11 protein-coding genes are annotated in these 14107 nt (G+C 73.1%); 3 read left to right on the top strand and 8 right to left on the bottom strand.

Features of this window, described 5'->3' with window-relative positions; translation table 11 throughout:
• Window positions 1-103: 103 nt before the first annotated feature.
• Together BSL84_RS20365 and BSL84_RS20360 are read left to right on the top strand one after the other, a co-directional pair.
• Window positions 104-1453, top strand: a complete 1350-nt coding sequence (locus BSL84_RS20365) for a PspC domain-containing protein (protein ID WP_045323151.1) — start codon at window positions 104-106, stop codon at window positions 1451-1453.
• Window positions 1440-1664 carry a hypothetical protein gene (locus BSL84_RS20360; RefSeq protein ID WP_030029420.1) on the top strand — a complete coding sequence of 75 codons (225 nt, stop codon included), beginning with the start codon at window positions 1440-1442 and terminating at the stop codon, window positions 1662-1664. The genes BSL84_RS20365 and BSL84_RS20360 overlap by 14 nt, the downstream gene beginning before the upstream one ends.
• Here the strand turns inward: BSL84_RS20360 and BSL84_RS20355 are convergent.
• From BSL84_RS20355 to guaA, 4 genes are all read right to left on the bottom strand, one after another.
• Complete coding sequence (locus tag BSL84_RS20355) at window positions 1610-2119, bottom strand: DoxX family membrane protein (RefSeq protein ID WP_030029422.1); 510 nt, start codon at window positions 2117-2119, stop codon at window positions 1610-1612. The genes BSL84_RS20360 and BSL84_RS20355 overlap by 55 nt on opposite strands.
• Before the next feature lie 18 nt (window positions 2120-2137).
• On the bottom strand, window positions 2138-3394 hold the full coding sequence (locus tag BSL84_RS20350; protein WP_075970862.1) for a hypothetical protein: 1257 nt from the start codon (window positions 3392-3394) through the stop codon (window positions 2138-2140).
• Between the two features lie 102 nt (window positions 3395-3496).
• Window positions 3497-4288 (bottom strand): class II aldolase/adducin family protein, encoded by a 792-nt coding sequence (locus BSL84_RS20345; RefSeq protein WP_075970861.1) that lies wholly within the window; start codon window positions 4286-4288, stop codon window positions 3497-3499.
• Between the two features lie 131 nt (window positions 4289-4419).
• Entirely contained in the window at window positions 4420-6006 is a 1587-nt protein-coding gene (gene guaA, locus BSL84_RS20340; RefSeq protein ID WP_075970860.1) for a glutamine-hydrolyzing GMP synthase, read from the bottom strand.
• Window positions 6007-6298: 292 nt separating this feature from the next.
• Here guaA and BSL84_RS20335 point away from each other — a divergent pair, with 292 nt between their 5' ends.
• Window positions 6299-6559 (top strand): chorismate mutase, encoded by a 261-nt coding sequence (locus tag BSL84_RS20335; protein WP_030029430.1) that lies wholly within the window; start codon window positions 6299-6301, stop codon window positions 6557-6559.
• A gap of 372 nt (window positions 6560-6931) precedes the next feature.
• Here BSL84_RS20335 and BSL84_RS20330 read toward each other — a convergent pair whose 3' ends face one another.
• The 4 genes from BSL84_RS20330 to BSL84_RS20315 all read right to left on the bottom strand — a co-directional run bounded on the left by BSL84_RS20330 (window position 6932) and on the right by BSL84_RS20315 (window position 13993).
• Entirely contained in the window at window positions 6932-8584 is a 1653-nt protein-coding gene (locus BSL84_RS20330) for an LPXTG cell wall anchor domain-containing protein (RefSeq protein WP_045323147.1), read from the bottom strand.
• A gap of 166 nt (window positions 8585-8750) precedes the next feature.
• Window positions 8751-10592 (bottom strand): GMC oxidoreductase, encoded by a 1842-nt coding sequence (locus tag BSL84_RS20325; RefSeq protein WP_030029573.1) that lies wholly within the window; start codon window positions 10590-10592, stop codon window positions 8751-8753.
• Between the two features lie 10 nt (window positions 10593-10602).
• The gene (locus BSL84_RS20320; protein ID WP_075970859.1) at window positions 10603-12234 is read right to left on the bottom strand and encodes a succinic semialdehyde dehydrogenase; all 1632 of its coding nucleotides are present in this window, start codon (window positions 12232-12234) and stop codon (window positions 10603-10605) included.
• 103 nt (window positions 12235-12337) lie between these two features.
• Complete coding sequence (locus BSL84_RS20315) at window positions 12338-13993, bottom strand: serine/threonine-protein kinase (RefSeq protein ID WP_075970858.1); 1656 nt, start codon at window positions 13991-13993, stop codon at window positions 12338-12340.
• Between the last annotated feature and the right edge of the window lie 114 nt (window positions 13994-14107).

The raw sequence follows: 14107 nt of genomic DNA, 5'->3' as shown, positions 1-14107 counted from the left end.
GCCCGGCATCAGGGCATCCCCCCACTTCTGCCCGGGGGATATCAGGGTTGCGCCAGGGTAGGGCCGGATTCCGGGCGACCGCGCGGCCCGTCACCATGGACGCATGACCGAAGTACACGACGCCCCGCCGGGGACACCCGGGGCGGCCCGGGCCGCCGAACCCCGGCCGCCCCTGCGCCGCAGCAAGCGCGACAAGGTCCTCGCGGGCGTGTGCGGGGGGCTGGGCCGGTACTTCGACCTGGACCCGGTGGTCTTCCGGATCGTCCTGGGCGTCCTCGCGGTCACCGGCGGCGTCGGCCTGATCTTCTACGGCTTCGCGTGGCTGCTGCTCCCGCAGGAGGGCGAGGAGGACAGCGAGGCGAAGAAGCTGCTGACGGGCCGGGTCGAAGGGGCCACCCTCGCGGCGGTGTTCGCCGCCCTGGTGGGCTGTGCGCTGTTCCTGTCGATGCTGGACAACGGCGGCCTCGCGGTCTTCTCGGTGCTGGTGGTCCTGGCGCTCGGCGGAGCCTCGTACTGGTCGCAGCGGCGGCGCCAGGCCGCCCCGCCCGAGACGGAGGCACCGGCGCCGGGAGGGGCCGCGCCCCGCGCCGCGCACGCGCCGGCGGCCCCGCCGGAGACGAAGGCTCCCCCGGCCCCCGGCGCCCCTTCCTGGTGGCGGGACCCGCTGGTCAAGGACGGCACCACCGGTCCGGTCGGCGCGACCGGGTACCTGTGGGGGCCCGCCGACGCCGCCGAGGCCGCCGACCCGGCGCAGCCCGACGAGCGGGGCGCCGCGGACGCGGCCGTACGGCGGCCCGCCGCCCCGGTCCGCGGGCGCGGCGGCATCGGCGGCCGGGTCTTCGTGCTGGCGATGCTGGCCGGGGCCGCCGGTACCGCGGCGAACTGGGAGGGCAGCCCGCTGGGCGAGGCCCTGCAGACCGGGCTCGCCGCCGCTCTGATCGTCTTCGGCCTCGGGCTCGCGGTCAGCTCCCTGCTGGGGCGCACCGGCTTCGGCACGGTCGTGCTGGCCCTTCTCACCTCCGCCCTGCTGGCCGGGGCCGCGGCGCTGCCGCGGGACATCGGCACCGACTGGGGGACGTTCGAGTGGCGGCCGGTCGCGGTGTCCGACGTACGGCCCGAGTACGAGGCGGGCACGGGACTGGCCGTTCTGGATCTGAGCCGCCTGGACGTGCCGAAGGGCACCACCGTGGCCGTCAGGGCTTCCATCGACGTGGGCCGGCTCCAGGTGGTGCTTCCGCGGGAGGCCACCGTCCGGGCGGACGTCACCGTCCGGCGCCTCGGCGACATCCAGTTCCCGGACGACTACGAGGGCCGCATCGAGCGGGTCAGCCCCGGGCGGCAGAGCCGGACGGCGACCCTCGCGCCGCCCGCCGGCACCGATGCCGGCGGGACGATCGAGCTGGACCTGAGTGCGGGAATCGGACAGGTGGAGGTGGCCCGTGCGGCGTCATGAGTTCCAGCCGGGACGGCTGATCGCGGGGCTGGTCCTGCTGCTGGCGGGCGCGCTCTACCTGGTCGAGACCACCGGCGAGGCCGATCTGCCGTGGTACGCGGTGATCCCGCTGACCGCGGGCGGTCTGACGCTGGCCGCACTGGTGGGCCTGGTCACCTACGCGGTCCGCCGGGACCGGCGCGACCGGATCTCCGAGTCCAGCGACAGGTAGGGCGCTCCGGCGAGGATCAGGGGGGTCCAGGCCACCAGGTAGATCAGGTCGTTGCCGTAGTAGTACGGGGACACCGCCCACGACACCGTGAGCCACAGGCTCAGCGAGATCAGCGCCCCGCCGGCGGCCGCGGTCCGGGACAGCAGGCCGGCCAGGGTGCCCAGGCCCACCAGGATCTCGGAGACGGCGAGGAACACGGCGAAGCCGACGGGCGCTCGCAGGGACAGGTCCACGAGGGCGGGGATCGCCGAGGTGTCGCGCACCCCTCGCATCAGGTCGCCGATGGAGCCGTCGCCGGAGGCCGACAGGAACGCGGGGTCGAACAGCTTGTCCAGGCCCGCGTAGACGAAGGTCACGCCGAGGAAGAGGCGCAGGGGCAGCAGGTGGTACCGGGCAGCCTGGTCACGCAGCCCGCGCGGTACGTCGGTCCGGGGAGGTGCTTCGGTTCTGGTCACGCGACATGTCTACCCCGATCATTCGGCCACGTCGATGGTGCAGCGGTTGGATTCCACTCCGGCAGCCGTGACCACCTGGATCTCGGTGCGCCCCGGTTCCACTTCCGCGGGGACCGGTACGGTCAGCACCGCGTCGGAGGGGTTGGTGAAGCCGCCGGGCACCGGGATCAGCGGCACGTGCACGTGCACCGCCCCGATCCGCACCACCAGTCGGGCGAGCATCTCCGGGGTCTGCGCACCGGGCGGCACGAAGCCCACGCCCCGGATCTCGATGTCGTCCCCGGGGCGGACGGCGGCGTCCAGGTCCCCGGGCTCGCGTCTGCGCACCACCGACAGCACCAGCGGGCGGCTGCCCTCCGCGTACTTCGCCGCCAGGTAGACCGCGGCCGACAGGGCCATCAGCAGGGCCAGCGCCCAGGGCAGCTGCGGCAGCCGGTCCGGGAAGCGGGTGAGTGAGGCCGCCCCGTAGGCCAGTACGACCGTGGAGACGAGCACGTACTGCGCGTCGGGGAAGCTGCCGCGGCCGGCGTCGTCCGTCAGCAGGTCCGCTCCGCGCGGCCGGTCGGCGGGCAGCTTCTGCAGCCGCTGGCCCATGATCCGTACGGAGACCACCCGGCGCACCAGCACCGCGACCGCGGAGGTCAGCACGACCACCGACAGCAGCGGCAGCGCCCGGTCCAGGGCGAGGCCCGCGTACAGCGCCTGCCGCTCCGGACCGGGGGCCGAGGCGGCGAGCCGCAGCGCCAGGAGCAGCGTGGCGAAGGCCGTCAGCACCACCCAGGCGGTGGGCACCGCCTTGGAGGTGGACAGCCGGTTGTCCTCGCCGACGAGCGGGGCGAGCAGCCCGCCGCGCACCGACTGGGCGCGGGCGGCGAGCGTCAGCAGTCCGGCGAGCAGCAGCGCCGCGAGCAGTCCGGCGGTGCGCGCCGTGGACCAGCCGGTGCCGAGCGCGGCGGCGACCTGGACCAGGAGCAGGACGCCGGCGGCGATCCACACGGCGAGGACGGCCCGCCGGGAGAAGACGTACAGCCAGGAGTTCCCGGCCTCCCGGCCCCGTTCGGCGACGGTACGGGCGGACAGGGCCAGTTCGTCGGAGACCCACTGGCGGGAGGCGCCGAGGGAGTGGGCGACGGCGGCCGGCACGCCCTGCCCGGCGGCGAACTCGTCGCGCTTCTCCAGGAACGCGGCGACCGCTCGGCGGTGCCCTTCCCGTGCGCACTCTTCGCAGGCGCAGGCAGTGGTATGGGTGCCGCGGGACATCTCTTGGACAGCCACGTACGTGCCGCCTCTCTGAACTACGGGGCAATGCCAGCGAATTGTGCACCACTGGGGCAGTGCTCCGGATTGCGCACGATGTCAGAGCAGGTGATTAACGGTTCATGATGTTGACGCCAGGTCCGCGACGGTCTGCCACAGCGGCTGGTAGCTCACCCAGCCGGCGAGGTCCCCGCCGAACCGCTCGCGGGTGGCCACGGCGCTGCGGTGGTCGATGAGGACCGGTTTCCCGGCGGCCCGCGCGATCAGCTGCACCTGCGCGGCCCGTTCCGCGGAGACGAACCACCACGCGGCCGCGTCCACCGATCCGCCGACCGTCAGCAGCCCGTGGTTGCGCAGGACGAGCGCCTTGTACGGGCCGAGCGCGCGGGCGATGCGCGCGCCGTCCTCCGCGCCGGCGTACTCGTCGAGCAGCGCGTGGTCCTCGTAGAAGGCGCAGGCCTCGTGGGTGATCGGGGCGATCAGTTCGCCGAGGGCGGCCAGCGCCCTGCCGTACGGGGCCTGCGCGCGGATGACGGCGACCGCGTCGGGGCGGGCCCGGTGCACGGCGGCGTGCACGGCGAAGGCCAGCTGGTTGACGCGCCGCTCCCCCTGGACCACCCGCCCGTCCCCGTCGACGAGCAGCAGGTCCTCGGGCCGGAGGGCGGCGAACGCGCGGCCGAAGGGGTTCACCCAGTAGCAGTCGTCGTACTCGGGGTCCCGGGCGGTGGCGTGCCCGGCGACGCCGTCCTCGTACCCGAGGCGGGCGAACAGCCGCAGCGCGCCCGCCAGCCGCTCCTTGCGGTACGCCCGCTCCTGGGCCGGGTCCGTGTGCGCGGGCGGCATCTCGAACGCCAGCCGGTCCACCGGCACCGGGCCGGGCCGTGTGCCCGGCGTCCCCGTCTCCTCGGACATCGCCCGCCCTCCGTCGGTCCGTCTCCGGCGTCGTCGGCGCAAGGTACCCGCGCCCCTGCCAAGTGGCCAGAGAAACGGCGGAGCCGCCGCTCCAAAGGGAGCGGCGGCTCGTCACGCGCGGCGGGTGGGGGCTACTCCCACTCGATGGTGCCCGGGGGCTTGCTCGTGCAGTCGAGGACCACCCGGTTCACCTCCGGCACCTCGTTGGTGATGCGGGTGGAGATCCGGGCCAGCACCTCGTAGGGCATGCGGGTCCAGTCCGCGGTCATGGCGTCCTCGGAGGAGACGGGGCGCAGCACGATCGGGTGGCCGTAGGTGCGGCCGTCGCCCTGGACGCCGACGCTGCGGACGTCCGCGAGCAGGACGACCGGGCACTGCCAGATCTCGCGGTCCAGGCCGGCCGCGGTCAGCTCGTGGCGGGCGATGGCGTCGGCCTCGCGCAGCAGGTCCAGGCGCTCCTTGGTGACCTCGCCGACGATGCGGATGCCGAGGCCGGGGCCGGGGAAGGGCTGGCGCTGGACGATCTCGTCGGGCAGGCCGAGCTCCTGGCCGACCATGCGGACCTCGTCCTTGAACAGCTGGCGCAGCGGCTCGACGAGCTCGAACTCGATGTCGTCGGGGAGGCCGCCGACGTTGTGGTGCGACTTGATGTTCGCGGTGCCGGTGCCGCCGCCGGACTCGACGACGTCCGGGTACAGGGTGCCCTGCACGAGGAAGGCGACCGCGGGGCCGTCCTCCTGGAGGATCTCCAGCTGGGCCTGCTCGAAGACGCGGATGAACTCGCGGCCGATGATCTTCCGCTTGGTCTCGGGGTCGGAGACGCCGGCGAGGGCGGTCAGGAAGCGCTCCTGCGCGTCGACGACCTTCAGCTGCACGCCGGTGGCGGCGACGAAGTCCTTCTCGACCTGCTCGGTCTCACCCTTGCGCATCAGGCCGTGGTCGACGTAGACGCAGGTCAGCTGGGAGCCGATGGCCTTCTGCACGAGGGCCGCGGCGACCGCGGAGTCCACGCCGCCGGACAGGCCGCAGATGGCGCGCTTGTCGCCGACCTGCGCCTTGATGGCCGCGATCTGTTCCTCGACGATGTTGCCGGTGGTCCAGGTGGGGGCGAGGCCGGCGCCGCGGTAGAGGAAGTGCTCCAGGATCTGCTGGCCGTGCGTGGAGTGCATCACCTCGGGGTGGTACTGCACGCCGTACAGCTTCTTCTCGTCGTTCTCGAAGGCCGCCACGGGTACGACGTTCGTCGACGCGGTGACGGTGAAGCCCTCGGGGGCGGCGGAGCAGGCGTCGCCGTGCGACATCCACACGGACTGGTTCTCCGGGGTGCCCTCGAAGAGGGTGGAGCCGGCCTTGGAGACGGCCAGCGGGGTGCGGCCGTACTCGCGGGCGCCGGTGTTGTCGACCGTGCCGCCGAGGCTGGTCGCCATCAGCTGGAAGCCGTAGCACATGCCGAAGACGGGGACCCCGGCCTCGAAGATCGCGCGGTCCAGCTGCGGGGCGCCCTCCTCGTAGACGGAGGACGGGCCGCCGGAGAGGATGATCGCCTTGGGGCTCTTGGCCAGCATCTCGTCGACGGGCATCGAGCTCGGCACGATCTCGCTGTAGACCCGGGCCTCGCGGACGCGGCGGGCGATGAGCTGGGCGTACTGGGCGCCGAAGTCGACGACGAGAACCGTGTCCGGGGCGCTGTCGTGGGCGGCGGAGGGTGCTTCTGGCACGGGGCGGCCTTCCGGCGGAAGAGGTGGCTGTTTTGTCGATTCTAACGGGGGACGCCGGGGCCCCTTCGTCTCACCATCCGAATGTGCTTGGCGTGCGGGGGGCCGGGAGGCAATAATCCCTTCCGTGCGCAAGCAGCTGAGCTTCCTCTTTACCTATGGCACCGGCCGGTCCGGTCGCCATGGGTCATCGTGATGCTCGCTTGAGCCGCTGACTTCCCAGAGCGCCCCGGTCCGACAGGACCGGGGCGCTCCGCGTTTCCGCTCCTGCCGGCACGACCCACAGGAGAACCCCATGAGCGTCACCACCACCCCCGAGCAGCTGATCGCCGAGTCCCGGACCCGTATCGACGCGATCGACGACCGGATCATCGGACTGATCCAGGAGCGGATGGCCGTCTCGACGGTCATCCAGGACGCCCGGATCGCCTCCGGCGGCCGCCGGGTGCACCTGTCCCGCGAGATGGAGGTGCTGTCCCATTGGAGCGACGCCCTCGGCCGGCCCGGCACCGCCCTCGCGATGACCCTGCTGGAGCTGTGCCGGGGCCGGGTGTGACGGCTGTTCGTCACTCGTCCGGAGCGTGACCGGCCCGGGCGCGCTTCGTTGGTGAGGGTGTCCGCGGCAGCCAGCCGCGGAACCGCTACACCACGCGTGGCTCCGCAGGAGCGATGAGACGTACGCCTCGTGGTGCGTGCGTCGTGGGACCTCGCTCCTTCGCGTGACCGGACGGCAGGGGACAGCAGCCCGGTCACCCCGTAAGGAACGGCCGGCCCGGGGGACGCCCCGGGCCGGCCGTTCCGTGTCCGCGCAGCCGCGCGGGATCGCCCGCGTACGACCGGTACGCGGACGACCCTCCGCCTTGCGCTGCACCGCACCAGACACCGCGCGCACCGCCCTGCGGGGACGCCGCCCCTTTCGCAACACGCCTCAGGCGTGAGCGCCCGCCTTGCGGCGGAAGGCCAGGACGAGACCGCCGCCCGCGGCGACGAGCACCGCACCGCCGAGCGCGAGGGCCCCGGCCGAGCTGCCGGTGGCGGCGAGGCCGCCGTTCGCCTTCGTGCCCGCGGCGCCTGCGGGCGTGGCCGAGGCGGAGGCCGAAGCCGAGGCCGAGGTGGTCGCCGTGGCCGTCGGAGAGGCGGTGGCCGTGGCGGTCGGGCTCGGCGTCGCGCCGCCGTCCTTCGCGCTGATCACGACGGACGCCTTGTCGTTGGCGTGGTTGGGGTCCCACGGCTGGCCCTTGGTGCCCTCGGGCGTCCACTGGCCGACCGAGACGGAGCCGGCCGCGTTCGTCACGACCTGCTCGATCTTCAGCTCGAACGGGTAGCTGAACTTCTCCCGCTCCCCCACGACGTGCCCGGTGGAGCAGAAGTAGCGGGGCGCGCCCAGCGTCTGCTCCCGGCCGGTGCCGTCGGCGTTGGCCGCCTGGCAGCCGGCCGGGACCTTGGTGGCCTTCACGCCGGCGGGGATCACGATGTCCGTACGGGCGACGCTCTCACCGGAGCGCAGGTGCGCCACCCAGGCGGGGCCGTTGTTGCGGAAGCCGAATTCGGCCCTGACCGTCTCGCCCGCCGCTCCGGCGACGGCGACGGGCCAGGCCACGAGGTCGGCGCTGTTCTTCGTCCGGAAGTCGAACTCCTGGAGGTTGTTCCAGGGGTCGAGGTCCGCGGACTGCGCGGAGGCCTTGGCGGCGCGTTCCCGTACGGCCAGCGTCTTGCCGCCGGCCGGCTTCTTGGAGGTCTTGTCGGCCTTCGGCTGGGTGCCGGCGGCGTACACGGCGTAGGTGAGGCCGTCGGCGAAGGCGTGCGGGGCCGCCTTGAGGGTCAGCGGGCCGTCGACGCCGTAGACGGCGCCCGGCTTGTACTCGCCTTCGAGCAGGCACTGCACGGTGCTCCAGCCCGTGTTCCAGGGCTGCCCCTCGCTCCGGTCCTGCGAGTAGGAGCAGTTGTCGTACTGCTCGACCAGGTCGATGCCGTGCGTGGTGCGCATCTCCAGGACGACGCCCCGGACGGACTCCGTGCCCTCGTTGGCGAAGACGATCGACAGGTTCTGCTTGTCGCCCGGCTTCTGCTCCGCCTTGAGGTCGGCCCGCTCCAGTACGAGGTCGGGGCCGCCGACCCGGACCTTGGTGGTGGCGGCCTGGAAGGTGGCGCCTTCGGCCTTGCCGGTGACGGTGAGGTCGGCGGTGGCGCCGGCCTTGCTGCCCTTGGCGGCCCTGAGGTCGAGGTCCACGACGGTGGTCTCGCCCTTCCACAGCCCGGCGCGCTTGCAGGTGACGGCGGCCTCGGTGAGCGTGCAGTCCGAGCCCTGCTGCTCGGCGAGCGCGACGTCGGCGATGCCCTTGAGTCCGGTCAGGTCGATCGTGAAGGTGCTCTGCCGGTCGAACGCCGAGGCGGTGTCGTTGACGAGCCGGAACTCGACCGAGGTCTTCTGCGGCGCGATGTTCTGCCCGGGGTGCGGGCGCAGGCCGACTTCGGCCGGTCCGGCCAGGGCGAAGACGGGGTCCGCGGCGTGTGCGGGAGTGGCGGCGAGCCCGAGGGCGGCGACGCCGCAGGCAGCCAGCAGGGAGATGCGCTTTCTCATGCTGCCGTTGACGGCCGAACGCGGCGCGCAGTTGCCTCGGCGGCCCTGTGATCGACGCCACAGCCCGGCACGGCGGATTCCGGTACAACCATCAAGGCTGAACATCTGTCACGTATGTACCGCGGTGGGTACCGCGCTCGGAGGGGGAGCGCGGTACCCACCGCCGTCATCCGGCAGGTTCCGGATCCCGTGGGGGAATTTCGGGGACGGCCAGGAACGGCAGCCGCAGCGCGCCGAACGCGTCCTTGGGGACGGCCGGACGGACCGGTTCCACCGCGTCCAGGCGGGTGTAGACCGCGCCCTGTTCGGGCCGCGGGTCCCGCTCTCCCTTGTTCGGCCAGTACGACATCGCCCGCTCCGCCTGTGCGGTGATCGTCAGCGACGGGTTGACCCCGAGGTTCGCGGAGACGGCGGCGCCGTCGACCACCGAGATACCCGGGTGTCCGTACAGCCGGTGGTAGGGGTCCACCACGCCGTCCTCGGGAGACGCCCCGATGGGGCAGCCGCCGAGGAAGTGCGCGGTCAGCGGGGTGCCCATGAGCTCGCCGATGTTGCTGCCCGGGAAGCCGTTGATCTCCTCGGCCAGCAGGGTCGCGGCCTGCGTGGCCTCGGCGATCTGCACCGGGTTCGGGGCGCCGTGCCCCTGGCGGGCGGTCAGCAGGCCCTTGCCGATCCCGCCCGGCTTGCGGTAGGTGGTCAGCGAGTTGTCCAGGGACTGCATGACCAGGCCGATGATGGTCCGCTCCGACCAGCGCCGGTTCGACAGGGACCGGGCCAGCTGCACGGGGTGCCGCACGGTTCTGGCGAGCCAGCCGCGGACCCGGTGGGCGCTGTAGGGGACCTGGAGGACGGTCATGAAGCCCATGGCGTTGGAGCCCTTGCCGTAGCGGACGGGCTCGATGTGGGTGTCGGCGTTGGGGTGCACCGAGGAGGTGATCGCCACGCCGCGGGTGAAGTCGGCCCGGCGGTCCTCGCCGTGCCGGCGGCGGTAGCGGCGGTCGTCGGTCTGGGCGCCGACCAGGCCCTCGGAGTTGGTCCGGGTCAGCTCTCCGAGCCTCCGCGACAGGCGGGGCAGCTCGCCGCGGTCCCTCATGGTGTGCAGCAGGGTCTGGGTGCCGTACGTGCCCGCCGCGACGACCACGTACCGGCAGCGCAGCACCTTGGCCTTGCCGCGGCGGCGGCCGTCGGTGGGGACGGTGCGGACGCGGTGGCCGCCGTCCGGGTGCTCGGACAGGGCGGTGACGGTCGTCATGGGGTGGATGACGGCTCCGGCCCGCTCGGCGAGGTGCAGGTAGTTCTCGTTGAGGGTGTTCTTCGCGCCGTGCCGGCAGCCGGTCATGCACTCGCCGCACTCGGTGCAGGCCCTGCGGGCGGGGCCGGCGCCGCCGAAGTACGGGTCGGCGGCCTCCTCGCCGGGCCGGACCCGGGCTGCGCCCGCGGCGTCCTCGCCGTCGCCGAAGAACACGCCGACCGGGGCCATGTGGAAGGAGTCCGCCACGCCCATCCTGGCGGCGGCCGCCTTCAGGTGGACGTCGGAGGGCGTCATGGTCGGGTTGAGGCGCACCCCGAGCATGCGCTTGGCCTGGTCGTAGTACGGGGCGAGTTCCTCGCGCCAGTCGGTGATGGACGCCCACTGCCGGTCCTGGAAGAAGGCGTCCGGCGGTACGTACAGGGTGTTGGCGTAGTTCAGCGAGCCGCCGCCGACGCCGGCGCCCGCGAGCACCATGACGTTGCCGAGCAGGTGGATCCGCTGGATCCCGTACAGCCCGAGCGCGGGCGCCCACAGGTAGTTGCGCAGGTCCCAGCTGTTCTTCGGAAGGCTCTCGCGGGTGAAGCGGCGCCCCGCTTCCAGGACGCCGACCCGATACCCCTTCTCGGTGAGCCGCAGGGCCGAGACCGATCCTCCGAAGCCCGATCCGATGACGATGACGTCGTAGTCGTAGGCGCCGTCGGCGTCGTCGGCCTCAACGGCGGGCGCGTCGGCGCCGGTTGCGTCGTCGTGCGACACGGGTACCTCCTCAGCGCAGTCGGAGAGCCTTCATGATCTTCAGGCTGCGGGTCATGAACGCCGCGTACGTCTCGTCGTCCATGCCCAGCGAGGGCGCCATCGGGACCAGCCGCTGGTGGGCGACGGTCTGGGCCTCGGTGTACTTGAGGATGCCCTCGGAGCCGTGGCGGCGGCCGAGGCCGGAGTCCTTCATGCCGCCCATGGGCGCCTGGGCGCTGCCGTAGGCGGGGGCGTAGCCCTCGTTGATGTTGACGGTGCCGGTGCGCAGGCGGGCGGCGACCCGGTGGCCGCGGCGGGCGTCCTTGGTCCACACGCTGGAGTTGAGGCCGTAGGCGGTGGCGTTGGCCTCCGCGATCGCCTGCTCCTCGTCGGTGAAGCGGTAGATCGAGACGACCGGGCCGAAGGTCTCCTCCCCGCAGACCGCCATCGGCGCCTCGACGCCGTCGAGGATGGTGGGCTCGTAGAACAGCGGGCCGATGTCGGGGCGGGCGGTGCCGCCGGCGACGAGGGTGGCGCCCTTGGCGACGGCCTCGTCCACGTGCCGGGTGACGGTCTCCAGCTGGCGTTCGCCGACCAGCGATCCCATGTCGGCCCCGTAGGCGAGGGAAGCGCCGAGCCGCATGGCCTTCGTGCGGGCGGCGAAGCGCTCGACGAACGCGTCGGCGATCGAGGCGTGGACGTAGAGCCGCTCTATGGAGATGCACAGCTGCCCGGCGGAGGAGAAGCAGGCGCGGACGGCTCCCGCGGCGGCCTTCTCGATGTCGGCGTCGTGCAGGACGAGCATGGCGTTCTTGCCGCCGAGTTCGAGGGAGACCCCGACGAGGCGGTCGGCCGCGCCGCGGGCCACCTCGCGGCCGGTGCGGGTGGAGCCGGTGAAGGAGACGTAGTCGGCGTGGCGGACCACCTCGGGGCCGACGACGGGGCCCTCGCCGAGGACGATCTGGAAGACCTCGGCGGGCAGCCCGGCCTCGATCAGCAGGTCGCGGGCCCACAGGGCGGTCAGCGCGGTCTCGGTGTCGGGCTTCATCACGAGGGCGTTGCCGGCGGCGAAGGCCGGGAGGGCGTCGCCGACGGACAGTTCGAGGGGGTAGTTCCAGGGGGCGATCTGGCCGACGACCCCGCGCGGCTGGCGCAGCTCGGTCACCTTGGTGAGGGTGGGCATGGCACCCGTGTGGCCCTTGGGGCGCAGGTACCAGGGCGCCCTGCGGCCGTAGTGGCGGGCCGAGACGGCGACGGCCTGGACCTCCTCGTGGGCGTGCAGGCGGGCCTTGCCGGTCTCCAGCTGGATCAGGTCCAGGACCTCGGCCTGCCGGGCCAGGACCAGGTCGTGGAAGCGGAGCAGGACGGCGGCCCGCTTGCGTACGGGGACGGCGGCCCAGGCGGGCTGCGCGGCGCGGGCCCGGTCGAAGGCCTCGGCGACGTCCTCGGGGGTGGCCTCCGGGAGCTCCGCCAGCCGGTCCCCGGTGAAGGGGGTGTGGTTGGCGGTGCGGCCGGAGCCGATCACTCCGCGGGTCAGCCGGGCGACCAGGTCGGGGGTCACCACGTCGGCGGCGGTGCGGGCGCCGGCCGGGGCCGGGGCGACCGGGTTGGTGGGCCGCGGTGCGGTGCGGAGGGGGGCGTCGGAGGCCTGCGAGTCCGTCATGCCGGTGAGCGTATTGCGCCGGGCAGCCTTTGGGTACCCGCCGGTAACCGAAATTTGGCTTTTCCGCCAGCGATCACTGGCAGGATGCCCCGGTCGGTGCCGGTCAGGACTTCTGCGCGGGCGGCTCCCAGCCGCTGAGCACGATGTCGAACTGCTGCTCCGTCGTCGCCCAGTCGGCGACCGGGCCCGACATGTAGATCGCGTACTCCGTGCCGTCCGGGGCGATGTACATCTGCTCCTTGGCCCGGCGCGGGCCCGGGTGGTTCTGCTTCTCCGTCCACGTGAACTCCCAGAGCGCGGCCCGCGTGCTGTCCCGGAAGGTGTTCTGGTTCAGCCACACCTTCTTGTAGTCGGTGCGCTTGGCCACCTGCTTCTCCAGGTCCAGCAGGTGCGCGTAGGGATCCCGGTAGTCCGGGGTGGGGTCGGCGGCGATACGGATGAAGTGCCTGCCGTCGTCCGGGGTGTAGTCGATCTGGTCGCCGTTCGCCTTGCGCGTCCAGCCCTCCGGGACGAAGAGCGTGAACCCGGCGAGCGGATCGGTGACCCTGGTGTAGCCGGCCGGCGGCGCCGGCCGCGGCTTGGCGTCGTCCCCGCTCTGGCCGTCCGGGGCGCTCGCCACCTTGTCCGAGCCGCCGTCCTTGCCGCCGTCCCCGGTGTACTTGAGGATTCCGAACACCCCGCCACCGCCGAGCAGCGCCGCCACCAGGGCCACCACCGCGGCGCGCCTGACCCAGCCGCCGTCCCGGTCGGCGGGCACCGGCGCGGACCCCGCCCCCGACGCCGCCCCCGACGCCGCCGGCTCCGGCAGCGGTGCCGTCCGCGCGACATCCTCATGCGGCGCCGGCTCCCCGGGCCCGTCCTGCTGCGCCGGTGCGAGCTCCTCGGAGGTGACCGCCCGCGTGGGGACGTAGGCGTGCGCCGCCTTGGGCTCGCGGCCCTCCATCGCCTCCAGCAGCATCCGCTCGGCCTCCTCCGCCGAGGGCCGCTCCTTCGGGTTCTTGCGCAGCAGGGACGTGATCACCGGGCCCAGCGCCCCGGCCTGCCGCGGCGCCGGCGGCTCGTCGTTCACCACGGCCTGCAGGCTGGAGATGGGCGAGGTACGGCGGAACGGGGAGCGCGCCTCCACCGCGGTGTAGAGGGTGGCTCCCAGCGACCACAGGTCCGAGGACGGGTCGGGGATGCCGCCGGTGACCCGCTCGGGCGCCAGGTAGTCGATCGAGCCCACGATCTCGCCGGTGCGCGTGATGGACGAGTCGCCCTCGATCGCGGCGATCCCGAAGTCCGTGAGCAGCACCCGGCCGTCCTTGGCGAGCAGCACGTTGCCCGGCTTCACGTCCCGGTGCAGCACGCCGACCGCGTGCGCGGCGCGCAGGGCGCCCAGCACGTGCAGCCCGATCCGGGCCGCCTCGCGCGGCTCGATCCGTCCGGCCGCCTTGGCGGCGTCCGCCAGGGAGGGGCCGTCGATGTACTCCATGACGATCCACGGCCGGTCGTCGTGCTCCAGTACGTCGTGGACGGTGACCACCGCCGGGTGCTGGATCCGGGCGGCGGCCCGCGCCTCCTTCTGCGTCCGGGCGTGCATGACGTCCCGGTCGGCCTGGGCGACGTACAGACCCGCCGTCAGTTCCTTGACCGCGACGGTCCTGTGGAGCAGCTCGTCATGCGCGCGCCACACCTTTCCCATACCGCCACGGCCGATCGGCTCGACGAGCCTGTACCGGCCCGCCAGCACGGCGCCCCCACCAGTCTGCTGTTCCACGAATTCCCGCCGCTCTCTGCACTTCAGGCCAGATTACGGAGCCCACGGGGGCTGTCGGAACCGCCCGGGCGCCGAAAGACGGCACTGTGACGCAATCGCCGTACTGATCGGTCG

It is taken from the genome of Streptomyces sp. TN58 (assembly GCF_001941845.1).
GTDB lineage: Bacteria > Actinomycetota > Actinomycetes > Streptomycetales > Streptomycetaceae > Streptomyces.
This window is presented reverse-complemented; position numbering and strand designations above follow the sequence as displayed.